Annotated in this window: 20 protein-coding genes; 16 read left to right on the top strand and 4 right to left on the bottom strand. The window is 66.3% G+C overall.

The window, feature by feature from the left end:
• Positions 1-130: 130 nt before the first annotated feature.
• The 9 genes from WFP78_RS19755 to trxA all read left to right on the top strand — a co-directional run bounded on the left by WFP78_RS19755 (position 131) and on the right by trxA (position 13,798).
• Positions 131-691 (top strand): YqgE/AlgH family protein, encoded by a 561-nt coding sequence (locus WFP78_RS19755; RefSeq protein WP_336966044.1) that lies wholly within the window; start codon positions 131-133, stop codon positions 689-691.
• A gap of 164 nt (positions 692-855) precedes the next feature.
• Positions 856-2,271: an adenosylhomocysteinase gene (gene ahcY / locus WFP78_RS19750; protein WP_336966043.1), complete on the top strand. Its 1,416-nt coding sequence runs from the start codon at positions 856-858 to the stop codon at positions 2,269-2,271.
• Between the two features lie 194 nt (positions 2,272-2,465).
• Positions 2,466-4,778: a PAS domain-containing sensor histidine kinase gene (locus tag WFP78_RS19745; RefSeq protein WP_336966041.1), complete on the top strand. Its 2,313-nt coding sequence runs from the start codon at positions 2,466-2,468 to the stop codon at positions 4,776-4,778.
• A gap of 34 nt (positions 4,779-4,812) precedes the next feature.
• Entirely contained in the window at positions 4,813-5,235 is a 423-nt protein-coding gene (gene tsaE, locus WFP78_RS19740; protein WP_336966066.1) for a tRNA (adenosine(37)-N6)-threonylcarbamoyltransferase complex ATPase subunit type 1 TsaE, read from the top strand.
• Positions 5,232-6,221 (top strand): aminoglycoside phosphotransferase family protein, encoded by a 990-nt coding sequence (locus WFP78_RS19735; RefSeq protein WP_336966064.1) that lies wholly within the window; start codon positions 5,232-5,234, stop codon positions 6,219-6,221. Before tsaE ends, WFP78_RS19735 begins: the two co-directional genes overlap by 4 nt.
• Positions 6,218-6,949, top strand: coding sequence for a nucleotidyltransferase family protein (locus tag WFP78_RS19730; RefSeq protein WP_336966040.1), 732 nt, complete (start codon positions 6,218-6,220; stop codon positions 6,947-6,949). The genes WFP78_RS19735 and WFP78_RS19730 overlap by 4 nt, the downstream gene beginning before the upstream one ends.
• Before the next feature lie 7 nt (positions 6,950-6,956).
• On the top strand, positions 6,957-9,983 hold the full coding sequence (gene addB / locus WFP78_RS19725; RefSeq protein ID WP_336966062.1) for a double-strand break repair protein AddB: 3,027 nt from the start codon (positions 6,957-6,959) through the stop codon (positions 9,981-9,983).
• Positions 9,976-13,419, top strand: coding sequence for a double-strand break repair helicase AddA (gene addA / locus WFP78_RS19720; protein ID WP_419723005.1), 3,444 nt, complete (start codon positions 9,976-9,978; stop codon positions 13,417-13,419). The genes addB and addA overlap by 8 nt, the downstream gene beginning before the upstream one ends.
• A gap of 58 nt (positions 13,420-13,477) precedes the next feature.
• Positions 13,478-13,798 carry a thioredoxin TrxA gene (gene trxA, locus WFP78_RS19715; RefSeq protein WP_336966036.1) on the top strand — a complete coding sequence of 107 codons (321 nt, stop codon included), beginning with the start codon at positions 13,478-13,480 and terminating at the stop codon, positions 13,796-13,798.
• 29 nt (positions 13,799-13,827) lie between these two features.
• Here trxA and WFP78_RS19710 read toward each other — a convergent pair whose 3' ends face one another.
• The 3 genes from WFP78_RS19710 to argJ are packed head-to-tail and all read right to left on the bottom strand — an operon-like array spanning position 13,828 to position 16,500.
• Positions 13,828-14,439, bottom strand: a complete 612-nt coding sequence (locus WFP78_RS19710; protein ID WP_336966034.1) for a glutathione S-transferase family protein — start codon at positions 14,437-14,439, stop codon at positions 13,828-13,830.
• Positions 14,440-14,471: 32 nt separating this feature from the next.
• Positions 14,472-15,269, bottom strand: coding sequence for an inositol monophosphatase family protein (locus WFP78_RS19705; RefSeq protein WP_336966032.1), 798 nt, complete (start codon positions 15,267-15,269; stop codon positions 14,472-14,474).
• Between the two features lie 4 nt (positions 15,270-15,273).
• Positions 15,274-16,500, bottom strand: coding sequence for a bifunctional glutamate N-acetyltransferase/amino-acid acetyltransferase ArgJ (gene argJ / locus WFP78_RS19700; RefSeq protein ID WP_336966030.1), 1,227 nt, complete (start codon positions 16,498-16,500; stop codon positions 15,274-15,276).
• Between the two features lie 117 nt (positions 16,501-16,617).
• Between argJ and WFP78_RS19695 the strand changes: the two genes are divergently transcribed.
• From WFP78_RS19695 to WFP78_RS19675, 5 genes are all read left to right on the top strand, one after another.
• On the top strand, positions 16,618-17,082 hold the full coding sequence (locus WFP78_RS19695; protein WP_336966029.1) for an energy transducer TonB: 465 nt from the start codon (positions 16,618-16,620) through the stop codon (positions 17,080-17,082).
• Between the two features lie 85 nt (positions 17,083-17,167).
• Positions 17,168-17,311 (top strand): hypothetical protein, encoded by a 144-nt coding sequence (locus WFP78_RS19690; protein ID WP_336966027.1) that lies wholly within the window; start codon positions 17,168-17,170, stop codon positions 17,309-17,311.
• 128 nt (positions 17,312-17,439) lie between these two features.
• Positions 17,440-20,178, top strand: a complete 2,739-nt coding sequence (gene secA, locus WFP78_RS19685; protein ID WP_336966025.1) for a preprotein translocase subunit SecA — start codon at positions 17,440-17,442, stop codon at positions 20,176-20,178.
• Between the two features lie 16 nt (positions 20,179-20,194).
• The gene (locus WFP78_RS19680; RefSeq protein WP_336966023.1) at positions 20,195-20,947 is read left to right on the top strand and encodes a sulfite exporter TauE/SafE family protein; all 753 of its coding nucleotides are present in this window, start codon (positions 20,195-20,197) and stop codon (positions 20,945-20,947) included.
• A gap of 41 nt (positions 20,948-20,988) precedes the next feature.
• Positions 20,989-22,005: an aldo/keto reductase gene (locus WFP78_RS19675; RefSeq protein WP_336966021.1), complete on the top strand. Its 1,017-nt coding sequence runs from the start codon at positions 20,989-20,991 to the stop codon at positions 22,003-22,005.
• A gap of 108 nt (positions 22,006-22,113) precedes the next feature.
• Here the strand turns inward: WFP78_RS19675 and WFP78_RS19670 are convergent, their stop codons facing one another.
• Entirely contained in the window at positions 22,114-23,421 is a 1,308-nt protein-coding gene (locus WFP78_RS19670; protein WP_336966019.1) for a metallophosphoesterase family protein, read from the bottom strand.
• Between the two features lie 195 nt (positions 23,422-23,616).
• Between WFP78_RS19670 and ahpC the strand changes: the two genes are divergently transcribed.
• Together ahpC and ahpF are read left to right on the top strand one after the other, a co-directional pair.
• A complete protein-coding gene (gene ahpC / locus WFP78_RS19665; protein WP_336966017.1) occupies positions 23,617-24,180 on the top strand; it encodes an alkyl hydroperoxide reductase subunit C in 564 nt (187 codons plus the stop codon).
• A 143-nt stretch (positions 24,181-24,323) separates the two neighbouring features.
• On the top strand, positions 24,324-25,901 hold the full coding sequence (gene ahpF / locus WFP78_RS19660; protein WP_336966016.1) for an alkyl hydroperoxide reductase subunit F: 1,578 nt from the start codon (positions 24,324-24,326) through the stop codon (positions 25,899-25,901).
• The last annotated feature ends 17 nt before the right edge of the window (positions 25,902-25,918 follow it).

Raw genomic sequence — 25,918 nt, 5'->3', positions numbered from 1 at the left:
GCGCGGACCTGCCCCATGGCAAGGGTCAGGTCGTCCCTCATCGCTATTCTGTCAAGCCGCATCGCGCCAATGCATGGCTTCGTGCATGGCGGCCATTGGCCCGGGGCCGTGTAGCGCCTATGTTGGCGCCATGGACCTGCCCACATTCTATCCTGGCCATTTGCTGCTGGCGATGCCCGGCATCGGCGACGTCAATTTCGATCGTGCCGTCATTGCGCTGTGCGCCCATGACGGCGATGGCGCGCTGGGGATCGATATCGGCACGCCGGTGGACGATCTTGGCATCCACGAACTGTTGCGCAGCTTCGCGATCGATCCGGGCGGCATTCCCGATACGCCGGTCCTGCGCGGCGGGCCGGTGGAGCCGCAGCGGGGATTTGTGCTGCATTCCCTGGACTGGCAGGGCGACGGCGTGCTGGCTGCCGGCGGCAGCTGGGGGCTTTCCGGGTCGCTCGGCATCTTGCAGGCGATCGCGCGCGGCGATGGTCCCCGCCATTATCTGATCGCGCTTGGCTATGCCGGCTGGGGGGCGGGGCAGCTGGAGCGGGAAATGACCGGGCACGGCTGGTTCCTGGGCGGCGATTCGCTCGCCGGGATGTTCGACCTGCCGATATCCCGGCGCTGGGAGGCGGCGTTCGCTGCCAGTGGCATCGATGCCAGCCATCTGGTCGGGCAGGCCGGGTCGGCCTGAGCGCGCGGACGGCACAGGCGCGAGGCTATATGAAGCCACATAAAGAAATCTTTATATTGAGTTGATTCGCGTCGGCGGGGTTGGTAGAGAAGCGCCAATCGCCGCCAGTCATGCATGATCGGCGGCCATCTTGCCCGACATGGGCACAATCATGGAGATATTGCGTGGCCACCGCACCTGCCGCCATCACGACCGACTATGTCATCAAGGACCTGAGCCTCGCCGATTTCGGCCGCAAGGAAATTGATATCGCCGAAACCGAAATGCCGGGCCTGATGGCGCTGCGCCAGGAATTCGGCGCAGCGCAGCCGCTGAAGGGCGCGCGCATCACCGGTTCGCTGCACATGACGATCCAGACCGCCGTGCTCATCGAGACGCTGGTGGCGCTGGGTGCCGAAGTGCGCTGGGCGACCTGCAACATCTTCTCGACGCAGGACCATGCCGCCGCCGCCATCGCCGCCGCCGGTATTCCCGTGTTTGCCGTCAAGGGCGAGACGCTCCAGGAATATTGGGATTATGTCGAGCGCATCTTCGACTGGACCGGCAATGGCGAGACCTGCAACCTGATCCTGGACGACGGCGGCGACGCCACCATGTTTGCCCTGTGGGGCGCGCGCGTCGAGGCCGGTGAAGAGCTGTTCACGCCGACCAACGAGGAAGAGGAAATCTTCGTCGCCGTGCTCAAGCGCGTTCTGGCCGAACGCCCTGGCTTCCTGACCAAGACGGTCGAAGCCATCAAGGGCGTGTCGGAAGAGACCACGACTGGCGTCCACCGCCTGTACGAGCTGTCGAAGGCCGGCAAGCTGCCTTTCCCGGCGATCAACGTGAACGACAGCGTCACCAAGTCAAAGTTCGACAACCTTTATGGCTGCAAGGAATCGCTGGTCGACGCGATCCGTCGCGCGACCGACGTCATGCTCGCCGGTAAGATCGCCTGCGTTGCCGGCTTCGGCGATGTCGGCAAGGGCAGTGCCCAGTCGCTGCGCAATGGCGGCGCCCGCGTGCTCGTGACCGAAGTCGACCCGATCTGCGCGCTGCAGGCGGCGATGGAAGGCTTTGAAGTCGTGACCATGGAAGAAGCGGCCACCCGCGCCGACATCTTCGTGACCGCGACCGGCAATGCCGACGTCATCACCGTCGATCACATGCGCGCGATGAAGCCGATGGCGATCGTGTCCAACATCGGTCACTTCGACAGCGAGATCCAGATCGCCGGCCTCAACAACATGAAGTGGACCGAGATCAAGCCGCAGGTCGATCTGGTCGAATTCCCCGACGGCAAGCAGATCATCGTCCTTGCCAAGGGCCGCCTGGTGAACCTGGGCTGCGCCACCGGCCACCCCAGCTTCGTCATGTCCTCCAGCTTCACCAACCAGGTGCTGGCGCAGATCGAGCTGTGGACCAAGAGCGAGACCTACAAGAACGACGTCTATGTGCTGCCCAAGCATCTGGACGAGAAGGTCGCCGCGCTTCACCTGGAAAAGCTGGGCGTCAAGCTCTCCAAGCTGACCGAGAAGCAGGCTGCCTATATCGGCGTGTCGACCGAAGGCCCGTTCAAGCCGGATCATTATCGCTACTGATCGCGCTTCGGCGTCCATCGTGAATAAAGGGAGGAGGATGCGGCATCTGTCGCATCCTCCTCTTTTTGTGTGCATCTGCGCCTTCCCGCTGGCGGGGCTTTAGGCTAGTCCCACCCCATGCAGGGCAGGATGGACAGGGGCGGAACGGACGCGCGCGCGGGCAACCCCTGTGCAGAATGGGTGCGATAGAACCGATGCTCGGGCTTTCGACCATGGCGATGCTTGTGACTGGCGGCCTGCTGGCGCTGTGGCTCGCGGGTTCGGTCTGGGCGGTTTACAGCGGCATGCGCATGCGTGGCGCGGGGGCGAGCGCGCGCAATCAGGCGGAACGGCTGGGCAGCCTGTTGCAATCGGCGCCCGCGCTGCCGGTGATGATCCGCCCGGATGGACGGTTGGAAGGGAGCGAACGGCTGGCCAGCTGGATCGGCCGCGAGCGACCGCTGACCTTTGCGTCGGAACTGACCGCCAAGGACGGCGAGCTGCGCCCCGAGGATGCCGAGGCGTTGGCGCGCGACATCGCTTCGGCACAGCGGGCGGGCAAGAGCTTTGCCCGTCCGGTCAAGGCGGTGGGCTCCGCGCGGACGATGATGATCCGGGGCGCCCCGGCCTCGTCCGATCTTGCGGCGCCGGGCAGTGTCATCCTCTGGGTGTTCGACGCTACCGAAAGCCAGTCGGAAATCAATAACCTGCAGGCAGAGCGCGAGCAGCTGCGCTCCGCGCTCGAATCGCTTTCGGGCCTGATCGAATCGGCGCCGCTGCCGATGTGGCACAGGCGGCCCGACCTGCGCCTTGCGCTGATCAACAGCGCCTATGTGAAGGCGGTGGACGCCGAATCGGCGCAGGCGGTGATCGCCCAGGGAATCGAACTGGTGGAGGCTGTGAACGGGCAATCGCCGATGGCGGCGGCGGCGCGGGCGGCGGAATCCGGCGAGCCGCTTGCCCGGCTGGTCCCCGCGACGATCGACGGGATCAGGCGCGTGATGCGCGTGGTGGATGTGCCACTGGGGGCCGCCGGGATCGCCGGCTTTGCCATCGACATGTATGAGCTGGAGCAGGCGCGCGCGGAAAACCGCCGGATGGCGGCGGCGCAGCGCGACATGCTGGATCGCCTGTCTGCCGGCGTGGCGCAATTCGGGGCCGATCGCACCATCCGCTTCTGGAACCAGCCGTTCATGAGCCTGTTCGGGCTACAGCCCGACCATCTGGCCGAGCAGCCCGAGTTCGAGCGCGTGCTGGACCGGATGCGCGAGGCCGGGCGCATGCCCGAGCATCGCGACTTTCCGGCATGGCGCGCGGAGCGGCGCGACTGGTTCCTGTCGCCCGAAGCGCGCGAGGAGAACTGGCTGCTGGCGGACGGCACGCATCTGCGCGTCTTTGCCCAGCCGCTGCCCGACGGCGGCCTGCTCATGATCTTCGAGGATCGCACGGAGGCGGTCCAGCTTTCCAGTGCGCGCGACACGCTGCTGCGGGTGCGCACCGCGACCTTCGACAATCTGTTCGAGGCCATCGGCGTCTTCTCGTCCGACGGCAGGCTGCATCTGTGGAACAGCCGGTTCCGCAAGATCTGGCAGGTCGATGAGGACATATTGGCGGCCCATCCGCGCATCGACGTGCTGATGCAGAAGGTCGCCAAACGTCTGGTGAAGCCGCATCAGGCGAGCATCGTGCGCGAACTGGTGCGGGCCGCCACGCTGGAGCGCAAGCAGCGCGGCGGCCGCGTGGCCTTTGCCGACGGCACCAGTTTCGATTTCGCCGCCATCCCCTTGCCCGACGGCAATGCGCTGTTCACCATGCTCGACGTGACCGACAGCCGCCGCATGGAGCAGGTACTGCGCGACAGGAACGAGGCGCTGGAAGAGGCGGACCGGATCAAGACGGCGTTCCTCGGCAATATCAGCTACGACCTGCGCACCCCGCTGACGTCCATCGCCGGCTTCGCGGAGATGATGCAGAAGGGTTATGCGGGCGAACTGCCGCCGACCGCCGCCGAATATGTCGATGCCATCACCCAGAGCACGGACAAGCTGACCATGCTGATCGACAATGTGCTGGATCTGGCGCAGGGCGAGGCCGGGGCGCTGGAGCTGGAGCTGGCGCCTGTGGACCTGGCGGCCCTCGCCCGGGACAGCGCCGAGCGGATCGCGGCGGAGGCGAAGGAACGCGGCCTGAACCTCGTGGTCGACCTCAAGCCCTCGCTGGGCGGCATGACCGGCGATGCGCGGCGGATCGCGCAGGCGCTCGACAAGCTGCTGGGCAATGCCGTGCGCACCCTGCCGACCGGCGCCCGGGTACTGCTGCATGGCGACGGCAACCAGCGCATGGCGCGCCTGATCGTGTCCGATGACGGCCCGGGGATGATCCTCGATGCGCGGCCCGACCGGGGCGAGACGCTCGACCTCGGCCTGCCGCTGGCCCGCCAGCTGGTGGAGGCCCATGGCGGGACGTTGAGCGTCATGTCCGAGCCCGGGGAAGGGACATTGGTGACGATGGAACTGCCCCGTGGTTGAGGCGCCGCCGCTGATCCTGGCGGGAGAAGAGGCCATGCTGCGGGCAGGGGGCGTTCTGGCCGATGCCCTGCGCCCGGGGGACGTCATCGCGCTGAACGGCGATCTGGGCGCGGGGAAGACCACATTCGCCCGCGGGATGCTGGCCGCGCTGGGCCTGGCCGAGGAAGCGCCCAGCCCGACCTTCGCGATCGTCCAGCCCTATGATCCGTCGCTCGTCCGCCTGCCGGTCGCCCATGTCGACCTCTACAGGCTGGATGCGCCGGAAGATGCCGAGGAACTGGGGCTGGACGATTATCTGGCCGATGGCGTTCTGCTGATCGAATGGCCCGAACGGCTGGGCGACAGGCTGTGGCCCCACGCACTCATCCTCGACATCGCGGTGCTGCCGGATGGCGGACGACGCTTGACAGCGCGGATGCCGGAGGCTTGGAGACAGCGATGGCCCTTCCGATCATGACCCCCCCCGACGCCGCCCCTCTGTTCCTCGCCAGCGCGGGCTGGGCAGGGGCGGATATCCTGCCGCTTGCCGGCGATGCCTCCTTCCGCCGCTATTTCCGCGTCGTGGACGGGGATCGGCGTGCCGTGCTGATGGATGCGCCGCCGCCGCACGAAGACCCGCGCCCCTTTCTGGCGATTGCCGAGCATCTGGTGGCGCATGGCTTTGCCGCGCCGGCGATCTATGGCCGCGATCTGAACCATGGCCTCGTGCTGCTGGAGGATTTCGGCGACATCCGTGTCCGCGAATATGTGGATGCCAGCCCGGCCGACGAACTGGCGATCTATGACCGGGCGGTGTCGCTGCTGGCGGACCTGCATCGCCTGCCGCCTGTGGATGCGCCGCCCTATGACCGGGCGGTTTATCAGCGCGAGGCGCAGCTGCTGACCGAATGGTATTGCCCGGCGGCCGGCCTGTCCGTGGATGTGGACGGCTATATCGCGGCATGGGATGCGGTATTGCCCCTTGTCGAGCGGGACGATGCGCCCAGGGTGACGGTATTGCGGGATTATCATGCCGAAAACATCATGCTGATCGACCGTCGGGGCGCCGCCCATGGCCTTGGCCTGCTGGATTTCCAGGACGCGCTGGTGGGCCATCCGGCCTATGACCTCGTCTCGCTGCTGCAGGACGCACGGCGCGACGTCTCCCCCGCCGTCGAGCAGGCCATGCTGGCCCGGTACAAGGTGCTGGCGCAGCCGACGGGGGATTTCGATGCCGCCTATGCGGTGCTGGGCGCGCAGCGCAACGCGAAGATCATCGGCATCTTCACGCGCCTGTGGCAGCGCGATGGAAAACCCCGCTATCTGGATTTCCTGCCGCGCATGTGGGGTCTTGTGGAGCGCGACCTCGCCCATCCGGCGCTGGCGCCGGTGGCCGCGTGGTTTGCGGCCAATATCCCACCGGACAAGCGCTATGATGCGCTGGCGGGCGTGCCCCGCGCATGAGCAATGGCAACGGGGGCGGCATCACGACCGCCATGCTGATGGCGGCGGGCCTGGGCAAGCGGATGCGCCCCCTAACCGCGACGCGGCCCAAGCCGCTGGTGAAGGTGGCGGGCAAGGCGCTGATCGACCATGCGCTGGACCGTCTGCAAGCGGGCGGCATCGAAACCGTGGTCGTCAACGTCCATTATCTCGCCGACACCGTGGAAGCGCATCTGCGCGCCCGGCATCTGCCCATGCGGCTGCTCATTTCCGATGAGCGGTCTCAATTGCTGGAAACCGGCGGCGGCCTGATGAAGGCGCGCGAGTTGCTGGGCGATCAGGCCTTCCTCTGTGCCAACAGCGACAATCTGTGGATCGACGGGCCGCGCGACAGCATCGCCTTGCTGCGCGACCTGTGGGATGACGACCGGATGGACGCGCTGCTGCTGCTGGTGCCCCATGCCCGCGCCACCTGTCATAACGGCCCCGGCGATTTCCACATGGATGCGATGGGGAAGCTCAGCCGCAGGCGGCCGGGCAGGGTTGCGCCCTTCGTGTTCACCGGCGTCCAGATCCTGTCGCCGCGACTGCTGGTCGATCCGCCCGGCCCGGCCTTTTCCACCAATGTCCTGTGGAACCGGGCGATTGCGGCCGGCCGCGCCTATGGCGTGTCGCATCAGGGGCTGTGGTTCGATGTCGGCACGCCGCAGGCCATCCCGGTGGTAGAGGCCGATCTTCGTCATGGCTGAGGCCGCGATGGGCGAGGGGGCAGGCGCCCAACGCCCATCGGTGCATAGCATTCCTGCCCATCGCGCCTTTGCCGACGCGCTGGCGGCGGGGTTGCTGGCGCGCTTCGGCACGGAAGCCACCGGCGATCCGCTGTCGCTGGCGCGCGGCATCGTCCTGGTGCCGAACAATCGTGCCAGCCGCTCCATCCGTGACGCGTTCGTGCGCCGGGCAGGAGGAGGCTTGCTGCTCCCCCGGCTGGTGCCGCTGGGCGATCCGGACCTGGGCGAACGGCTGGGCGCGGCGCTCGACCCCGTTGGCGAGGATGCGGACATCCCGCCGGCCTGCCCGCCCATGGAACGGCAGATGATCCTTGCCCGGCTGGTGCAATCGGCGCGGCGCAGCGCCGGTCAGCCGGTCGACGCGGGCGAGGCGATGCGGCTAGGGCAGGCGCTTGGCGACGCGCTGGACCAGATGCATGTCGAGCAGGTGCCGCCGCAGGCGATCCGCGATCTCCAGATTGTCGGTGATCTTTCAGCACATTGGCAGAAGTCGCTGGAACTGTTCGGGATTCTTCTCGACGCCTGGCCGCGCGAACTGGCTGTGCGTGGCCAGATCGACCTGGCGGACCGGCGCAACCGGCTGTTCGCGCATGTCTCCGCCCGCTGGGCCAAGACGCCGCCCGAAGGTTTTGTCGTCGCCGTGGGCGGTGTCGGCACGGTCGCCCCGGCGGTGGCGCAATTGCTGCGCACGGTCTCCCGCATGGATCGGGGCATGGTGGTGCTGGCGGACCTCGACCAGCAGATGACGGTGGAAGAATGGGATGCCATCGGCCCCTTTCCGCCCGATCCGATCACCGGCCGCCGTCGCCGGGCGCATGAAACCCATCCGCAATATGCGATGAAGCTGCTGCTCGACCGCATGGGGCTGGCGCGTGAGGAGGTGGCGCTGTGGCGTTGGGGCGGCGGGCATGATGCACGGGCAGCGCGCGGGCGCAACATCTCCAACGCCATGCTGGTGCCGGCGCTGACGGGCAAATGGCGCGACCTGGAGACGGCGGATCGCTCGCTTGCCGGCGTCGCCGCACTGGAAGTCGCGACCCCCGGCGAAGAGGCGCAGGCCATCGCCATCGCCCTGCGCGAAGTGCTGGAAACGCCGGAACGGACCGCCGCGCTGGTGACGCCGGACCGGGCGCTGGCGACCCGCGTGACCGCGCATCTGGCGCGCTGGGGCATTGCGGCGGACGACAGCGCCGGACAGCCGCTGTCCCAGCTGCCGCCCGGCACCTTGCTGACGGCGCTGGCCACCGTGGTTGCCGAACATTTCGCGCCGGTGGCCTTGCTGACACTGCTGAAACACCCGCTGGTCCGACGGGGCGAGCGGCGGCAGGGCTGGCTGGAGGAGGTGCGGCGGCTCGACCTGCTGCTGCGCGGCCCTCGCCCGTCCGCCGGGCTGGAAGGCATCGACGCGCGGCTGGCGCCGGTGACGGATGGGCGTGACCGCCTGCATGCCGAACGGTCGGCGGCGCGGGCATGGTGGGCGGAGGTCCGGGACATCCTTGCCCCGCTCGCCGGCGTGGCCGAGGGGCTGGGCGCCATGACGGCGGCATTGCGGGAGGCGGCCAGCGCGCTCAGCGGTGATGCGGTCTGGGCCGGGCATCAGGGCCACGCCGCCGCCGCACTGTTCGCCGAGATCGAAGCCGCCGCGCATGAAGGCCCGCGCGAGGCGGATCGCGCCTCCTTCCCCGCGCTGGTCGAACGGATGCTGGAGGGCGTGGCCGTTCGCCCGCCCCAGGGCGGGCATCCGCGCATCGCCATCTATGGCCTGATCGAGGCGCGGATGCAGCAGGCGGACCTGATGATCCTGTCCGGCCTGAATGAAGGCAGCTGGCCGCCGCTGCCCACGCCCGACCCATGGCTGGCGCCGCGCATCAGGCAGGAACTGGGCCTGCCCAGCCTGGAGCGGCGCATCGGCTTGTCCGCGCATGATTTTGCCAGCGCCCTGGGCGCGCCGCGCGTGCTGATCACCCGCGCGCGGCGGGAAGCGGCGGGGCCGGCGGTGGCCTCCCGTTTCTGGCTGCGGCTGAAGGCGATGTCCGGCCCGCAATGGGCACGGCGGGAGGCGGATGCCGGGCCGCTGCTCGCCCTGGCGCGCGGGCTGGACCATGCCAGCGAAATCAGGCCCCAATCCCGCCCCGCGCCCGTGCCGGCCAGCAATTTGCGGCCACGAGAGGTCGCGGTGACGGATGTCGACCGGCTGCGCGCCGATCCCTATGCCTTTTACGCGCGCAAGGTGCTGGGCCTGTCCCGGTTGGACGCCGTGGATGCCGATCCCAGCGCGGCGTGGCGCGGGACGGCGGTGCATCAGATATTGCAGCTCTGGGCGCAGGAAGATGGCTGCGATCCCGACCGGCTGGCCGCGCGCGCCGAACAGCTCCTCGCGCAGGCGGAGGCGCATCCGCTGATGCGCACGCTCTGGAAACCGCGCCTCATGCAGGCCATCGCATGGATCGCGGAGCGGACCCGCGCGGACATGCAGGAGGGGCGGCGCATCGCCCTCATCGAAACGGAAGGCAGGGCGCAGATCGCCGGCGTGACGTTGAAGGGCACCGCCGACCGCATCGACCGCCTGCCCGGCGGCGCGATCGCCATTGTCGATTATAAAAGCGGCAAGCCCCCCAGCGCCAGGATGGTGAAGGCCGGCTATTCATTGCAACTGGGCCTGCTGGGCATGATCGCCGAGCGTGGCGGCTTTGCCGCGCTGGGGGAGTGCGTGCGGTCGGCCGCGTTCGAATATTGGTCGCTGGGGCGCAACAAACAGGGCGGTTTTGGCTATCGCGAAAGCCCGGTCGACCCGGACGGTAAGCGCGACAAGATCGTGACCGATCGGTTCACCGCCTTTGCCGCCGAAGCCTTTGCGGAGGCTGCCGATAGCTGGCTCACCGGATCGGCGCCGTTCACCGCCACCGTCAACCCCGATCTGCCGCGCTATACGGATTACGACCAGCTGATGCGGCTTGAGGAATGGTATGGGCGCGGGAGCGGCGACAATGGCTGAGGGGGGAATGGCTGGGGGGGCGCTGCAACCGCTGGCCGGCGCGCAGGCGCAGGCGACGAGCCCTGGCGATCATGTCTGGCTTTCCGCCAGCGCGGGCACCGGCAAGACGCATGTGCTGACGGCGCGCGTCTACCGCCTGCTGCTGGCCGGCGTGCCGCCGGAGAATATCCTGTGCCTGACCTTCACGAAGGCGGGCGCGGCGGAAATGGCGGAGCGCATCCACAACCGGCTGGCTTTGTGGGTGCAGATGGACGGGCCGTCGCTCGCCATCGACCTGCGCGCGCTGGGCGAGGATTGGGGGCAGGAGCGGCAGGATCGCGCCCGTCGCCTGTTCGCCGAGGTGCTGGAGGCGACGGGCGGCGGCCTGCGCATCCAGACCATCCACAGCTTCTGCCAGCAACTGCTGTCCGCCTTTCCGGTCGAGGCCGGGCTGGTGCCGGGTTTCCGGCCGCTGGAGCCGCGCGAGCAGCAGATGATGGCCCGTTCGGCACTGGCCGACATAGTGACGGATGCTGAGGCGCAGGGCGATATGGCACTGATCGCCGCCATTCAGGCGCTGAGTTTGCGGCTGGGCGAGGCGGCAGCCGAAGCCTTCCTCATCCGCGCGTCGCGCAGCTATGACGTCATCACGGCCCTGCCGGACGATATCCGGACATGGCTGTTCACGGCATTCGACCTGCCCACCGGCGATATCGAGGCGGACATCGCGGCGCACTGTGCCGACGACAGGTTCGACATGGCTGGCCTCGACCGGATCGTGGCCGCCAACCGGGCGTGGGGCACGGCGACGGCGGACGGTCATCTGGACCGCATTGCGGCGTGGCGCGCGGCCGACGCCATGGGCCGGGCGGCACTGCTCCAGGATTTGCTTGGTATCTTCTGCACCGACAAGGGGGAACCGCGCAAGGCATCGCCCAAGCTCGTTGCCGCCGAACCCGGCTATGTGGAGATTGCGGCGCGGCTGGCGGAGCGGTGCAAGGAGCTTTGCACGCTGCGCGACCGGGCGGCCTATGCCGACATGCTTGCCCAGGCATTACATGCCGGGCGCGCCTATGCCCGCATCTATGCGCAGGCCAAGCGGCATGCCGGCGCGGTCGACTTCGATGACCTGATCGCGCGGGCGGCATCGCTGCTGCAGGATAGCGGCATGGCCGACTGGATCAGGTACAAGCTGGATCAGCAGGTCGACCATATCCTGATCGACGAGGCGCAGGACACCAATCGCGCGCAATGGGAGATTGTCGAAGCGATCAGCGCCGACTTCTTTGCGGGCGAGGGTGCGCGCGGCGATACGGTACGGACGATCTTCACCGTCGGCGATTTCAAGCAGGCGATCTTCGGCTTTCAGGGCACCAGCCCGCGCGAGTTCGAGCGGGCGCGCCAGCGCTTCGGCGTGTTCGCCGATTTTGCCCGGCATAATTTCCACAACCTGTCGCTCGACCGCAGCTTTCGGTCGACCCCGGCGGTGCTGGACGTGGTGGATGCGACTGTCGCCACGTTACGACCGGAGTCCTTGGGGCTGGAATCGCTGGAAATCCGGCATTTCAGCGCCAATGAATTTCCCGGCGAAGTGCTGCTGTGGAAGCCTGTCTCCACCATTGCCGGGGAGGAGGATGAGGGCGCCCCGGCTTCCGAAGGCGAAGCCGGTGGCGAGGAGAACTGGAACGCCGAGCAGGACCGCATCCTGGCCCAGCGCATCGCCGACCAGATCAGGCACTGGATCGACAGCGAAACGATGCTGGAAAGCAAGGGCCGGCCGATCCGCGCGGGGGACATCATGATCCTTGTGCGCAGCCGGACGGAACTGGCGCGGCTGATCGTCGCGCGGCTGTATGAAGCGGACGTGCCGGTGGCGGGCATCGACCGGCTGCGGCTGAATGCGCCGCTGGCGGTGCGCGACCTGTTGTCGGCGCTGCGTTTCGCCGTCCAGCCGGAGGATGACCTGAACCTTGCCGGGCTGCTGGTCTCGCCGCTCATCGGCTGGAGCCAGAAGGATTTGATGGATCGCGCCGCCGGGCGCAAGGGCGGGCTCTGGCGCCATCTGCGCGCGAGCGTGGCCGACGATGTGCTGGCGCCGCTCTACGATCTGCTGCGCGTCGCCGATTTCACCACGCCCTATCGCTATCTGGAAGGCATCTTGTCCGGTGCGATGGACGGGCGGTGCAAGCTCATCGGCCGGCTGGGCATAGAGGCGCGCGATCCGATCGAGGAATTGCTGAATGCCGCGCTCGCCTTCGAGTCGGATGGCCAGCCCTCGCTCCAGCGGTTCATCGACTGGTTCGACCGGGGCGATGTGGATATCGTGCGCGATGCCGCCGCGCAGGGCAACGCAGTGCGGCTGCTCACCGTCCATGGCGCCAAGGGACTGCAGGCGCCGCTCGTCATCCTGGCCGACGCGGCAAAGGACCCCGATGCGGGCAATCGCGCGGACGCGCTCAGTTGGGAGGGCCTGCCGGTCGTCGCGCCGCGCAAGAGCGAGCGTTTCGGCCCGGTGGGCGAGACGGCGGAACAGGCGGCGAGCGAGGAGCGGGAGGAGCACTGGCGGCTGCTTTATGTTGCCATGACGCGCGCGGAAGAACGGCTGGTCGTCGCCGGTGCGCTGGCCCCGCGCGCGAAGGGGGTTGCCGCCGAAGCGAGCTGGCATGCGCAGATCGACCGGGCGATGGCCGATCTGGGGGCGGAATGGGAAGCGGATGCGATGTGGGGCGCGGTCAGGCGCTGGCGGGGGCGCGAGCGCCTTCGGGCCCGTCCGGCCCAGCCGCGGGCGCAGGATGCGAATGACGCGGTGGAAGAACCGGCATGGCTGCGCGCGCCAGCGCCGATCGAGGCGCGTCCGCCGCGCCCGCTCGCGCCATCGGCCCAGCCGGAGGACGATACGCCCGATCCGCCACCCAGCGCCGCGATGCGACAGGCGGCAGAGCGTGGGCGCCTGCTCCATGCACTGTTCGAGCGGCTGCCGGCGATCCCGTCAGCGGCGCGGGAGGGCGCGGCGCTCCGCTGGCTGGAACGCTCCGCCGGCGTCGGTGACGGCGAGGTCCGCGCCGCCATCGTCCGCCAGGTGCTGCGCGTGATCGAAGTGCCGGACCTCGCGGCGCTCTTCTCCCCGGAGGCGCTGGCCGAAGCGCCCATCGCCGCAGTGGTGGGCGAAGCGGTGATCGCGGGCACGGTGGACCGGCTGTGCGTCGGCGCGGACAAGGTGCAGGTCGTGGATTTCAAGACCGGGCGTCGGGTGCCGGCCAGCGCCGATCAGGTGCCGTTGCCGCATCTGCGCCAGATGGCGGCCTATGTCGCGGCGCTGGAGGTCATTTTCCCCGGAAAAGCGGTGGAGGCCGCGTTGCTCTACACCGCAGCGCCGGCGCTGATCGTCCTGCCGCCGGCGCTGCTGGCCCCGCACAAGCCGGGCTTTGCGCCCGCGCAGGACAATTTGTTGCTCTAAGGCGTTGAGCCCGGCGCACCTCCACCTTAGATAATGCGCAACTTGAAGGAGTATTTCGATGGCGACCAAGGCGATTTCGGACAGCAGCTTCCAGACCGACGTGCTGGAAAGCGACAAGCCGGTACTGGTGGATTTCTGGGCCGAATGGTGCGGCCCGTGCAAGATGATCGGCCCCGCGCTGGAAGAGATTTCCGACGAACTGGGTGAGCAGGTGACGATCGCCAAGATCAATATCGACGAAAATCCGGACGCGCCGACGAAATATGGCGTGCGAGGCATTCCCACGATGATCCTGTTCAAGGGCGGTCAGGTCGCCGCGACCAAGGTGGGCGCCGCTCCCAAGAGTCAGCTCAAGGGCTGGCTGGAAGGCGAGCTTTAATCTGCTGCCAAGATGATCCCGCTTGCCGCTCAGGTGAGCGGGATCATCACCGACCGGGCATAGCCCGGCCGCTGTTTCAGCGCCTCATACCAGCGTTCGCTATGGGGCAGCGCCGGGCGCTCCTGCACCAGCGAGAAATAGGTATGGGCATAGACGCCCATCGGGATGTCGCCGATGCCGAATGCCTCGCCTGACAGCCAGGCGCTGTTCGCAAGCGCCTCTTCCACCAGCAGGATCTGCCTGTTCACCGCCGCGATGGAGCGCGCTATCGCCTGCCGATCGCGATCCTGCGGCGCGCGGCGGATGAGGTTGACGAACAGGTCGCGCTGCGCATCGGCAAAGCTGAACTGCCAGTCCATCCATTTGTCGCCGATAGCCCGTTTCGCCGGGTCGGCGGGCCAGAATATCTCGCCGCCATGACGTGCCGCGAGATAGCGCAGGATGGCGTTGGATTCCCACAATATCACGCCGTCATCCTCGATCGTCGGGATCAGCGCATTGGGATTGAGGCGCAGATAGGCGTCGTCCATCCCGAACTGGCCGCCGACATCATGGCGCACAAAGGGAAGATCCAGCTCCTGCGCGAGCCACGCGACCTTCTTGACGTTATGCGAATTGAGGCGTCCCCAGATGGTCAGCATGGATGAATGGTCCTGTCCTGGATGAAACGGGATTAAAGGAGATAGCGCGCGGCCATGTCCCACATGCGCGGGGAGGAAGCGCCGATCAGGCCGCCGGGCGCGCCGCCGACCAGATAGGGGCTGCCATCGCGGCGCGACAGGCGGCCACCCGCTTCGTTGAGGAACAGCGCGCCGGCGGCATGATCCCAGGCATGGGAGCGTTCGAACAGCGCGATGTCATTCTGCCCCAGCGCCAGACGCGGATATTGCTCGGCGGCGCAGCGGGGGATGTCGACCAGCGTGAAGCGGTCGCCAGCGCGCGCGGCAATCGCGGCCTGTTGTTCGGTTGAGAGGAAATAGACGGGCAGGGCGACGACCGGCCTGTCGGCATTGGCTTCCGTCGCGAAGACCTGTCCTTCATCGACAAAGGCGCCGCCGCCCCGCGCCGCATGGCAGACGCGGCCGGAGAGGGGATCGAATATCCATCCGGCCAGCGGCATGCCATTGTCCACCAGCGCCACGATGATGCCGAAGGGCGGGTGGCCCGCCGCGAAATTGCCGGTGCCGTCGACCGGGTCGATGATCCATTTGAGGCCGATGCCGGCATCATCGAGGATGGACGGGTCCGCCGCGCAGGCCTCCTCGCCGATCAGCCCCGCTTCGGGCAGGATTTCGAGGAGCCCTTCGTTGAGGCGCTGCTCGCTTTCCTTGTCCGCGATGGTGACATAGTCGTCGGCGGCCTTTTCGCTGATCTCATGCGCGGCCAGATTCTGGTAACGCGGCAGGACGACATCCGCCGCGACACGCGCCATCAGCGCCGCGACCGGGCGGTAAAGCTCATGCAGCGCCATGGGGTCAGCTCCTGTAGTCGGCGTTGATCGCGATATAACCGTGGGTGAGGTCGCAGGTCCAAACGGTCGCGCGGCCCTCGCCCAGGCCCAGGTCGACGCCGATGTCGATCTCCTGCCCCTGGAGATGCGCGGCGACGGGCGCTTCGTCATAGCCCTCGACGGCAAGGCCGTCCTTCGCCACCTGAGTCGCGCCGAAGCGGATGGCGAGCCTGTCGCGCTCGGCCGGTTCGCCCGCCTTGCCCACGGCCATGACGATCCGGCCCCAATTGGCGTCCTCGCCGGCAATGGCGGTCTTCACCAGCGGCGAATTGGCGATGGACAGGGCGATGCGATGGGCGCTGGCGTTGCTTTCAGCACCCTCGACCGTGATGCTGATGAACTTCGACGCGCCCTCGCCATCGCGGACGACCAGATGCGCCAGCTCCCGGCAGACCTGCGAGAGCGCCGCCGTAAAGGCGTCCGCGCCGGCATCCTCGAAAGAGGCGAGCCGCGCATTGCCGGCCGCCCCGGTGGCGAAGGCCAGCACCGTGTCGCTCGTGGACGTGTCGCTGTCGACCGTGATGCAGGAAAAGCTGCTGCGATTGGCCGCCGACAGCATCTGCTGCAGGAAGACCGGGTCCACGGCCGCATCGGTGAAGATATAGCCTAGCATCGTCGCCATATCCGGCGCGATCATGCCGGAGCCCTTGACGATACCGACCAGCGTCACCGTGCGGCCATCCACCACGGCGCGGGCAACCGACGCCTTGGGGAAGGTATCCGTCGTCATGATCGTGGCGGCGGCCTCTTCCCAGTTGCAGGGGGGGGCCGCAAAGGCGGCATCCAGCCCCGCTTCGGCCTTGTCGATGGGCAGGGGCACGCCGATCACGCCGGTGGAGGAGACGAACACATCGCTCGGCTGGCAATCGAGATGCGCGGCGACGCGTGCCGCTATCGCTTCCACGGCGGCACGGCCGCGATTGCCGGTGAAGGCGTTGCTGTTGCCGGCATTCACCACCAGCGCGCGGGCATGGCCGAGGGGCAGCGCATCGCGGCACCATTCCACCTCGGGCGAAGGGCATCTGCTCTGGGTCGTGACACCGGCGACGGCGGTGCCTTCCGCCAGCGCGACATAGGTGAGGTCGCAGCGATCCCAATTCTTGTATCGCGCCCGCGCCGTGCGCAGCGTGACGCCGCCGATGGCGGGCAGTTCGGGGAAGGTCGCGGGGGCGAGAGGGGAGCGCGTCGTCATGGCTCAGCGGGATAGCGGAAATGGGCGAGGGGTCAATCATTCCCGACGCCCGATGCCGCAGATTTGCAGGCCGCCGTGCAATCGGGCAAGTCACGGGGGAACCGGGGGAAAGATGTGATGCAATCGCAGATAAGGGCACGCATGCTGGAAGCGCTGATGGCGATCGGGGCGATCGTGATTGTAGGTGTGCTGGTGGCGCTGGCACTGCCGCAATTGGGCAGCTTTGCGCTGCCGGCCCCGCTTGTGGCGCTTCTGGGCCGGGAAAATATGGACGATATTGCCGACGGCCCCCGTCCGCCGGAGCCGAAAGCGCCTGCCTCATCTTGGCTGATGAGCGACGATTATCCGGCAGAGGCGCTGCGCAATGGCTGGGAGGGGACCAGCGCCGTGCGCTTCACCATCGACAGGCGAGGGCGCGTGGTGCGGTGCCATGTCGTCAAGAGCAGCGGCCACGGCATATTGGATGAAGCCGCTTGTCGGGCCATCACGGATCGCGCGCGCTACATCCCGGCGCGTGACGGCGCCGGGCGACGGGCAGAGGCGATCGCAGACCGCAGGGTGACGTGGCGCATTCCGGAATGAGTCCGGCCGGATTGATGGTGGCATGGGATGTGCCGGGGCGTCCGGATTTTTGCCAAGACGGGTCGATATGATTAAGCGGGGAAAAATGAACGATATGCACGGGCAGGGGAATGACGAAGAGGATGGCTGGATGGAGGCGGTGAAACGTCGCGCCGCCGTACCCATCGGCATTGTCGGTTTGCTGGCGTGGTTCGCGCTGCTGTGGTTCATGTTCGGCGACGTGCTGTAGAACGTATTTTCCCGGCCGGTGATCGCCTCCGGCGGAATTGACTATCCCCCGATGCACTCCTACATCGCGGCGCATGTCTGCGCGGCGTTTGCAGGGGTGCCGCGTGCCCCAGAAACTTAGGAAACCGCATGTTCGGCGCATTGGCCAAAACCATCTTCGGCTCTTCAAACGAGCGCTACGTCAAGTCGCTGCAGAAGACAGTGGATGCGATCGCCGCGTTCGAGCCCGAAGTTTCGGCGCTTTCGAACGAGGATCTGGCCGGCCGGACGGTGATTTTCCGCGAGCGCCTGGCCGCTGGCGAAACGCTGGACGACCTGCTGGCCGAAGCCTTTGCCGTGGTGCGTGAAGCGGCCGTGCGCGTGCTGGGCATGCGCCATTTCGATGTGCAGATGATCGGCGGCATCGTGCTGCATCGGGGCGAGATCGCCGAGATGCGCACGGGCGAAGGCAAGACGCTGGTGGCGACGCTCGCCACCTATCTCAACGCGCTTGAGGGCAAGGGCGTCCATGTCGTCACCGTCAACGACTATCTCGCCGCGCGCGACTGCGAGTGGATGGGGCAGGTCTATCGTTTCCTGGGGCTGACGACCGGCGTGATCGTGCCCAATATGAACGAGCCGGATCGCCGCGCCGCCTATGACGCCGACGTCACCTATGCGACGAACAACGAGCTTGGCTTCGATTATCTGCGCGACAACATGAAATATGAGCGCAGCTCCATGGTGCAGCGCCCCTTCAACTTCGCGATCGTGGACGAGGTGGACTCGATCCTGATCGATGAAGCGCGCACGCCGCTCATCATCTCGGGCCCCACCGACGACAAGTCGGAACTTTATGTCCGCGTCGACGCGATCGTGAAGCAGCTCGATGAGAATGACTATGAGAAGGACGAGAAGCAGCGCTCCATCACCCTGACCGAGGACGGCACGGAGAAGGTCGAGCGCCTGCTGGAAACGGCCGGACTGCTGGAAGGCAGCAACCTTTACGATTTCGAGAATACGCAGGTCGTCCACCATGTGAACCAGGCGCTGCGCGCCGTGGCCATGTTCCGCCGCGACATCGATTATATCGTCAAGGACGGCAAGGTCATCATCATCGACGAGTTCACCGGCCGCATGATGGACGGGCGCCGCTGGTCGGACGGCCTGCACCAGGCGGTCGAGGCCAAGGAAGGCGTGCAGATCGAACCGGAGAACCAGACGCTGGCCTCCGTCACCTTCCAGAATTATTTCCGCATGTATCCCAAGATCGCGGGCATGACCGGCACCGCCTCCACCGAGGCGACCGAATTCTTCGAAATCTACAAGATGAACGTCGTCACCATCCCGACCAACAGGCCGGTCCAGCGGGTGGATGAGGAAGACAGCTTCTACAAGAATCTGGAAGACAAGTTCCGCGGCATCGCCAAGACGATCAAGGTGCATGCCGAACAGGGCCAGCCGGTGCTGGTCGGCACCGTTTCCATCGAAAAATCGGAAATGCTGTCGGAATTCCTGCACCAGGAAGGCGTGCAGCATGCGGTGCTGAACGCCCGCTTCCATGAGAGCGAGGCGCATATCGTCGCGCAGGCCGGCCGCAAGGGCACGGTGACGATCGCCACCAACATGGCCGGTCGCGGCACCGACATCCAGCTGGGCGGCAATCTTGAGTTCCGCATGGAAGACGAATTGCGCGACATGCCCGAGGGGCCGGAGCGCGATGCCGCCATCGAACGGATGAAGGCCGAGATCGCCGCCGAGAAGGCGGAGGTGCTGGCTGCCGGCGGCCTGTTCGTGCTGGGCACCGAGCGGCATGAGAGCCGCCGCATCGACAATCAGCTGCGTGGCCGTTCGGGCCGTCAGGGCGATCCGGGCCTGTCGCGCTTCTACCTCAGCCTTGACGACGACCTGATGCGCATCTTTGGCCCGGATACGATGTTCGCCAAGATGATCCGCTCCAACCTGGAGGATGGCGAGGCATTGCCCCCGTCCAAATGGCTGACCAAGGCGATCGAGACCGCGCAGAAGAAGGTCGAGGCGCGCAACTACGATATCCGCAAGCAGGTCGTCGAATATGACGATGTGATGAACGACCAGCGCAAGGTCATCTATGAACAGCGCAGCGACATCATGGACGCCGACACCGTCGATGACGTGGTGGTCGACATGCGCCGCGAAACGGTGAACGACATCGTCGGCGCGAGCTGCCCGGCGGGCACCTATCCCGAACAGTGGGACGTGGAAGGGCTCAAGACCCGCGCCGCCGACATCCTGAATGTCGAGGCGGACGTCGACAGCTGGCTGCAGGAAGACGCCGTCGACCCCGAGATGATCGAGGAGCGACTGGCCGCGCTGGCCGATGCGCAGGTCGCCGAGAGCACCGGGCCGATCGATGCCGACAACTGGCACATGGTCGAAAAGAGCATCCTGCTCCAGAGCCTGGACCATCACTGGAAGGAACATCTGGCGACGCTGGATGCGTTGCGGCAGGTGGTCCATCTGCGCGCCTATGCGCAGAAGACGCCGCTCAACGAATATAAGCAGGAAGCCTTCGCGCTGTTCGAGCGGATGCTGGCCAATATCCGCGAGGATGTGACCCGCACCATCGCGCGCGTGCAGTTCCGCTTCGATGAGCCGGCGCCGGAATTCGACCTGCCGGTGCTGCCGGATTTCATCACCAGCCATATCGACCCGTTCACCGGCCTTGACGATACCGCCGACCGCGATGGCGCGAGCGGCCATGTGACGACCATGCTGCCGCCGATGCTGCGCGCGACCCCTGTGGCGGCTGGCGACGATCCTTTCGCCGATCAGGAAATCAGCCGGAACGCTGCCTGCCCCTGCGGATCGGGCAAGAAGTACAAGCATTGCCACGGCGCGCTGAGCTGAGCCGCCCGGAACGGGCATGACCCTGCTGGCAGCACTTTTCGGACTGACGGCGCTGCTCTATGCGTCGGTTGGGTTCGGCGGTGGTTCGACCTATAATGCCCTGCTTGCGCTGTGGGGGGTCGACTATCGCATCCTGCCCGCGATTGCGCTGTTGGCCAACATCATCGTCGTGGTGGGCGGCACGATCCGTTTTCACCGTGCGGGGCTGGTGCCGTGGCGGCGGCTGTGGCCGATCCTCATCCTGTCTGCGCCGCTTGCCTGGGCGGGCGGGCGCACGCCGATCTCGGAAAGCGCCTTTACGGGATTGCTGGGGCTTTCGCTGGCCGCAGCCGGACTGCTGCTGCTGTTCCAGCCCGAGCGCCAGGACGACCTGCCCGAAACGCAGAGCCGGATATTGACCCCGCTCATAGGCGCGGGGGTGGGTTTCCTGTCCGGGCTGGTGGGCATTGGCGGCGGCATCTTCCTGTCGCCCATCATGCACCTTGTCGGCTGGGCCCGGGCGAAGCGGATCGCTGCCTCCGCCAGCGTCTTCATCCTGGTGAACAGCATTGCCGGGCTGGTCGGCCAGTTGATGAAGCTCGGCGATCCGGGACGGGCGCAGGCGCTTGAAGGCTACTGGCTGCTGGCCATCGCCGTGCTTGTCGGGGGGCAGATCGGCAGCCATGTCGGCATTCGGCTGCTGCCTGCGTCGCTGGTGCGGCGCGTGACGGCGCTGTTGATCCTCTACGTTGCGGCCCGCCTGATCGGGCAATGGCTGCATCTGTTCTGAACAGCCCGAAATCAGACCTACCGCATACAGGAGCCCCCACCATGGCCACGCTACCCACCCGCATGCTCGGCAACCGTGCCGTTTCCTCCATCGGCCTTGGCTGCATGAACCTCAGCCACGGCATTTACGGCCATATTGTAAGCGACGAGGAGGGCACGGCCCTGCTCAACCGCGCGCTCGACCTTGGCGTGACGTTTCTGGATACCGCCGCGGTCTATGGGGCGGGCACCAATGAACTGTTGATCGGCAAGGCCGTGATGCACCGCCGGCAGGAATTCGCGCTGGCGAGCAAATGCGTGCTCGACCGGCGCGACGGGCAGCAGGTGCTGGACGGCCGGCCCGAAAGCATCCTGAAGACCCTGGACGAGGCGCTTGTGCGGCTCCGCACCGATCATATCGATCTCTATTATCTCCATCGTCTGGACCCGGCCGTGCCGGTGGAGGAGTCCGTGGGGGCGCTCGCCCGCGCGCGCGAGGCGGGGAAGATCGGCGGCATCGGCCTCAGCGAAATGTCCGGCACGACGATCCGCCGGGCCTGCGCCGCCACGCCGATCACCGCGGTGCAGAGCGAATATGCGCCATGGGTCCGCAACCCGGAAGCCGGGGCGCTGCAGGCATGTCGGGACAACGGCATCGCCTTTGTCGCCTTTTCTCCGCTGGGGCGCGGTTTTCTGGCCGGGGCCGTCCGCGACGATCATTTCGAGGACGGCGATCTGCGCAACATCCTGCCGCGCTTCAAGGGAGAAAATCTCGTCCATAATCTGACGCTCTACGCCGCCTTCGCCGATCTCGCCCGGGACGCGGGATGCACCCCGGCGCAACTTGCGATCGGTTGGGTGCTGGCGCAGGGGGAAGACGTCATCCCCATTCCCGGCACCCGGAGCATCGCCCATCTGGAAGAGGATCTGGCGACGGCGACCATGTCTTTCGACGCTGCCTTGCTCGCCCGGGTGGACGCCATATTCTCGCCCGGTGCGGTAAAGGGCAACCGCTATGGGGCTGACCTGCAGAAGACGATCGACACGGAGATTCTGCCCGAAGAGATCGGCGAAGACTGAACCGCCCTTAGGCGGTGGACGATGAGATGGAATCATTCACCGCCGTGATTGTCTTTTGTTTTCCGTATCCTGCGAGCCGTCGGCTGTTCCAGCCGACTTCGGAATGCTTCAGCGTAGCCGGGCCGCCGCAAAGCGTGCCCGGAAATCGCCAAGGTCGATATCGAAGCCATCCTCCGCCAAGAAGGCGGCGTCCGACAGCCTGGGTTTCTCGTCAGCCTTGTAGAAGGCGGCATAGGCGGGCAACTGGCCGGACTGGGCCTTGTAATGGGTGGAATAGGCGCGAACGCCGATACGCGGTACCGTGCCGCGCATGTCGAAATCCATGAGCCGCAGCCAGCCGTCGCCTATGCCGACATGGCCGCGCTTGCTGTCCGGGTCGGCGGTGGTCAGCGTCTGGTGGCGCTCCTGATAGTCGGCCAGCACCTGATGCACTTCATGCCCGGCGCGGTTGCGGTCGAGAATATGGGCCTGGCCATATTGATGGCCGGAAAGGATCAGGAAAATCTGGTCATTGGGCGCGATCAGCTTCGCCCATAACTCCTCCGGGTCGTTATGCTCCGGGTGAGTCAGCTTGAAATCGACGATGGGGATGTCGGTTCGCACCCCATCGGGGCTGATATTATTGTGGATGGTGATGATGGTGGGCAGCCCCTTGTGTGCGTCGATCACGCCCTGGGCCCAGCGGATGACATCGTCCTCCGGCGCCAGTTCCAGCCCGATATGCAGGAAGCGATAGCCGCCTGCGGTGAAGACCTGCGCGCTGTCCGCTCCGCCATGATAGGCGGCGACATACCATTTCTGCCCCTTGAAGAAGGGGGTGGTCGCTCCGAAGACGCTGTTGAAATTCTCCAGCCCGCCATAATGGAGCAGGCCATAGGGCAGGGCGGGGTCCGTCGGGGGGCGGGTCGACGATCCGGGCAGGTAGCGGCTGTCCTGCCAATTATGGTCATAGTCGTGATTGCCCGGCACCACCGCGAAGGGCAGCTTGCCCGCGATCATCGCAAAACCCTTGCGGGCGACGGGCAGTTCGATGGTCTTCGTCCGCTCATCGCCCGGCGGCAGCGCGTCGCGCGGCACCATGTCCAGCGCCTTCAGCCCCTTGTCGCGATGCGGCTGGTCGATGGTGCCCAGCGCATGCTGCCATACATCGCCCACGCAGGTTGCAAAGGCGATCTGGCCGCCCGCCGAGCGCGCATTGTCGGCGATGAAGCGCATCTGGTCATAGAACATCTCGCGCGCGTCGAAGGGAAAGCCGGCCTCCGTCTGATGGGTAAAATCGACATAATATTGGGTGTCGGGGATGACGGCGATGGTGAAGCGTTGCGGGTCCGCCGCGCTTCCTTCCGCCGCCAGCGGCGCGGCGAGGCACAGGAGCGCCGTGATGCAGGCATGAAGGAGCGTGCGCAAATGGGGCATCATAGGGTCCAGGGTTGAATGCGATCATGGCCGTTGTGCAGTGCGGCGGCGCGCGCTGCAATGATGGATTTCCATGACGGTTTGACTGCCATTGATCGATTTTCCCTGTCTCAGCGAACAGGATTGTCAATTTCCCTTGGGCGGGTCGGCAGACTACATGGGGGCTCCAATCAACAACCACATACGGAGCCCCCTATGGCCTTGATCAACACGACCATCAAACCCTTCAAGGCAACCGCCTACAAGGAAGGCAAGTTTGTCGACGTCTCCGAGCAGGACGTGCTGGGCAAGTGGGCCATCTTCTTCTTCTATCCGGCCGACTTCACCTTCGTCTGCCCGACCGAGCTGGAAGACCTGGCCAGCATCTATCCCACGCTGCAGGGCCTGGGCGTAGAGGTCTATTCGGTGTCGACCGACACGCATTTCAGCCACAAGGCATGGCATGACACCTCGCCGGCGATCGGCAAGATCAGCTATTTCATGCTGGGCGACCAGTCGGGCACGATCACCAACAATTTCGACGTGATGCGCCCGGGCGTCGGCCTTGCCGACCGTGCGACCTTCCTGGTCGATCCCGAAGGCGTGATCCAGTTCATGGAAATCACTTCGGAAGGCGTCGGCCGCAACGCGACCGAGCTGCTGCGCAAGGTGAAGGCCGCCCAATATGTGGCCGCTCACCCCGGTGAAGTGTGCCCGGCCAAGTGGGAAGAGGGTGAAGAGACCCTGGCCCCGTCGCTGGACCTCGTCGGCAAGATCTGACGCTATACGGTTCCGCCGGACCATGGGCGCAGGCCCGGTCCGGCGGGTATCGAAACGGACATGATATGTCGTGCCGGGCGCCTTCGGGTCATCCCGTTCCCGGCCCGGCTTTGTGCGCCCAAGGCGCCTGAGGAGCAAAGACGATGTTGGACGCAAATCTGAAGGGACAGCTGAAAAGCTATCTGACGAATATCACCCAGCCTATCGAGCTGGTGGCGTCGCTGGACGATGGCGCCAAGTCGGTCGAGCTGGAAGGCCTGCTCAATGATATCGCGTCGCTTTCCGACAAGGTGTCGGTGGTGCGCAAGGACGATGACAAGCGCAGGCCCAGCTTCATGATCCGTCGGGTCGGCACCGATATCGGCGTGCGCTTTGCCGGCATTCCCATGGGGCATGAGTTTACCTCGCTGGTGCTTGCCTTGCTCCAGGTCGGCGGTCATCCGTCGAAGGCCGCGCAGGACGTGATCCAGCAAGTGAAGGATCTGGACGGCGATTTCGCCTTCGAAACCTATTTCTCGCTCTCCTGCCAGAACTGCCCCGACGTGGTGCAGGCGCTGAACCTGATGAGCGTACTCAACCCGCGCATCACCCATACCGCCATCGACGGCGCCCTGTTTCAGGACGAGGTCGAGGCGCGCAAGGTGATGGCCGTGCCCACCGTCTTCCTGAACGGCGAACCCTTCGGCCAGGGCCGGATGGAGCTGGAGCAGATCGTCGCGAAGATCGACAGCGGCGCGGAAAAGCGCGCGGCCGAAAAGATCGCGAAGAAGGAAGCCTTCGACGTGCTGGTGATCGGCGGCGGCCCCGCTGGCGCCGCGGCGGCGATCTATGCGGCGCGCAAGGGCATCCGCACCGGCATCGCGGCCGAGCGTTTCGGCGGGCAGGTGCTCGACACCATGGCGATCGAGAATTTCATCTCGGTGCCGCACACCGAAGGGCCCAAGCTCGCGGCGCATCTGGAGCAGCATGTGCGCGACTATGATGTCGACATCATGAACCTGCAGCGCGCCGAAAAGCTGATCCCCGCGCGCGTGCTGGGCGGCCTGCATGAAGTGAAGCTGGCGAACGGCGCGTCGCTCAAGGCCCGCACCGTCATCCTCTCCACCGGCGCGCGCTGGCGGCAGATGAACGTGCCGGGCGAGGACGAGTATCGCAACAAGGGCGTGGCCTATTGCCCGCATTGCGACGGCCCGCTGTTCAAGGGCAAGCGCGTGGCGGTGATCGGCGGCGGCAATAGCGGTGTCGAGGCGGCGATCGACCTTGCCGGCATCGTCGCCCATGTGACCTTGATCGAGTTCGACAGCCAGCTGCGTGCCGACGCGGTGCTGCAGCGCAAGCTCGCCAGCCTGCCGAACGTCAAGATCATCACATCGGCGCTGACCAGCGAAGTGCATGGCGATGGCGAGAAGGTGACGGGCCTCAGCTACAAGGACCGCAGCAATGATGTGGAGCACCAGGTCGAGCTGGAGGGCATTTTCGTCCAGATCGGGCTCGTGCCGAATACCGAATGGCTGAAGGATGCGGTGGCGCTGTCGCAACGGGGCGAGATCGAGATCGATCATCGCGGCGAAACGTCGCAGCCGGGTATCTTCGCCGCCGGCGACGTGACGACGGTGCCCTACAAGCAGATCGTGATCGCAATGGGCGAAGGATCGAAAGCCGCGCTTTCCGCCTTCGACTATATGATCCGCCTGCCGGTGGAGGAACAGGCCGCAGCCTGAGCCTGTTGGAGGCGTGG

The organism is Sphingobium aquiterrae, assembly GCF_037154135.1.
Taxonomy (GTDB): domain Bacteria; phylum Pseudomonadota; class Alphaproteobacteria; order Sphingomonadales; family Sphingomonadaceae; genus Sphingobium; species Sphingobium aquiterrae.
This window is presented reverse-complemented; position numbering and strand designations above follow the sequence as displayed.

What these genes read in the sequence shown, in the direction of transcription:
- WFP78_RS19745 (WP_336966041.1), top strand. Translation starts at nt 2,466, where the DNA reads ATGCTCGGGCTTTCGACCATGGCGATGCTTGTGACTGGCGGCCTGCTG.
- WFP78_RS19690 (WP_336966027.1), top strand. Translation starts at nt 17,168, where the DNA reads ATGAACGATATGCACGGGCAGGGGAATGACGAAGAGGATGGCTGGATG.
- ahpF (WP_336966016.1), top strand. Translation starts at nt 24,324, where the DNA reads ATGTTGGACGCAAATCTGAAGGGACAGCTGAAAAGCTATCTGACGAAT.
- trxA (WP_336966036.1), top strand. Translation starts at nt 13,478, where the DNA reads ATGGCGACCAAGGCGATTTCGGACAGCAGCTTCCAGACCGACGTGCTG.
- ahpC (WP_336966017.1), top strand. Translation starts at nt 23,617, where the DNA reads ATGGCCTTGATCAACACGACCATCAAACCCTTCAAGGCAACCGCCTAC.
- WFP78_RS19730 (WP_336966040.1), top strand. Translation starts at nt 6,218, where the DNA reads ATGAGCAATGGCAACGGGGGCGGCATCACGACCGCCATGCTGATGGCG.
- addA (WP_419723005.1), top strand. Translation starts at nt 9,976, where the DNA reads ATGGCTGAGGGGGGAATGGCTGGGGGGGCGCTGCAACCGCTGGCCGGC.
- WFP78_RS19705 (WP_336966032.1), bottom strand. Translation starts at nt 15,269, where the DNA reads ATGGCGCTGCATGAGCTTTACCGCCCGGTCGCGGCGCTGATGGCGCGT.
- tsaE (WP_336966066.1), top strand. Translation starts at nt 4,813, where the DNA reads ATGCTGCGGGCAGGGGGCGTTCTGGCCGATGCCCTGCGCCCGGGGGAC.
- addB (WP_336966062.1), top strand. Translation starts at nt 6,957, where the DNA reads ATGGGCGAGGGGGCAGGCGCCCAACGCCCATCGGTGCATAGCATTCCT.
- WFP78_RS19670 (WP_336966019.1), bottom strand. Translation starts at nt 23,421, where the DNA reads ATGCCCCATTTGCGCACGCTCCTTCATGCCTGCATCACGGCGCTCCTG.
- WFP78_RS19675 (WP_336966021.1), top strand. Translation starts at nt 20,989, where the DNA reads ATGGCCACGCTACCCACCCGCATGCTCGGCAACCGTGCCGTTTCCTCC.
- argJ (WP_336966030.1), bottom strand. Translation starts at nt 16,500, where the DNA reads ATGACGACGCGCTCCCCTCTCGCCCCCGCGACCTTCCCCGAACTGCCC.
- WFP78_RS19735 (WP_336966064.1), top strand. Translation starts at nt 5,232, where the DNA reads ATGACCCCCCCCGACGCCGCCCCTCTGTTCCTCGCCAGCGCGGGCTGG.
- WFP78_RS19680 (WP_336966023.1), top strand. Translation starts at nt 20,195, where the DNA reads ATGACCCTGCTGGCAGCACTTTTCGGACTGACGGCGCTGCTCTATGCG.
- WFP78_RS19710 (WP_336966034.1), bottom strand. Translation starts at nt 14,439, where the DNA reads ATGCTGACCATCTGGGGACGCCTCAATTCGCATAACGTCAAGAAGGTC.
- secA (WP_336966025.1), top strand. Translation starts at nt 17,440, where the DNA reads ATGTTCGGCGCATTGGCCAAAACCATCTTCGGCTCTTCAAACGAGCGC.
- WFP78_RS19755 (WP_336966044.1), top strand. Translation starts at nt 131, where the DNA reads ATGGACCTGCCCACATTCTATCCTGGCCATTTGCTGCTGGCGATGCCC.
- WFP78_RS19695 (WP_336966029.1), top strand. Translation starts at nt 16,618, where the DNA reads ATGCAATCGCAGATAAGGGCACGCATGCTGGAAGCGCTGATGGCGATC.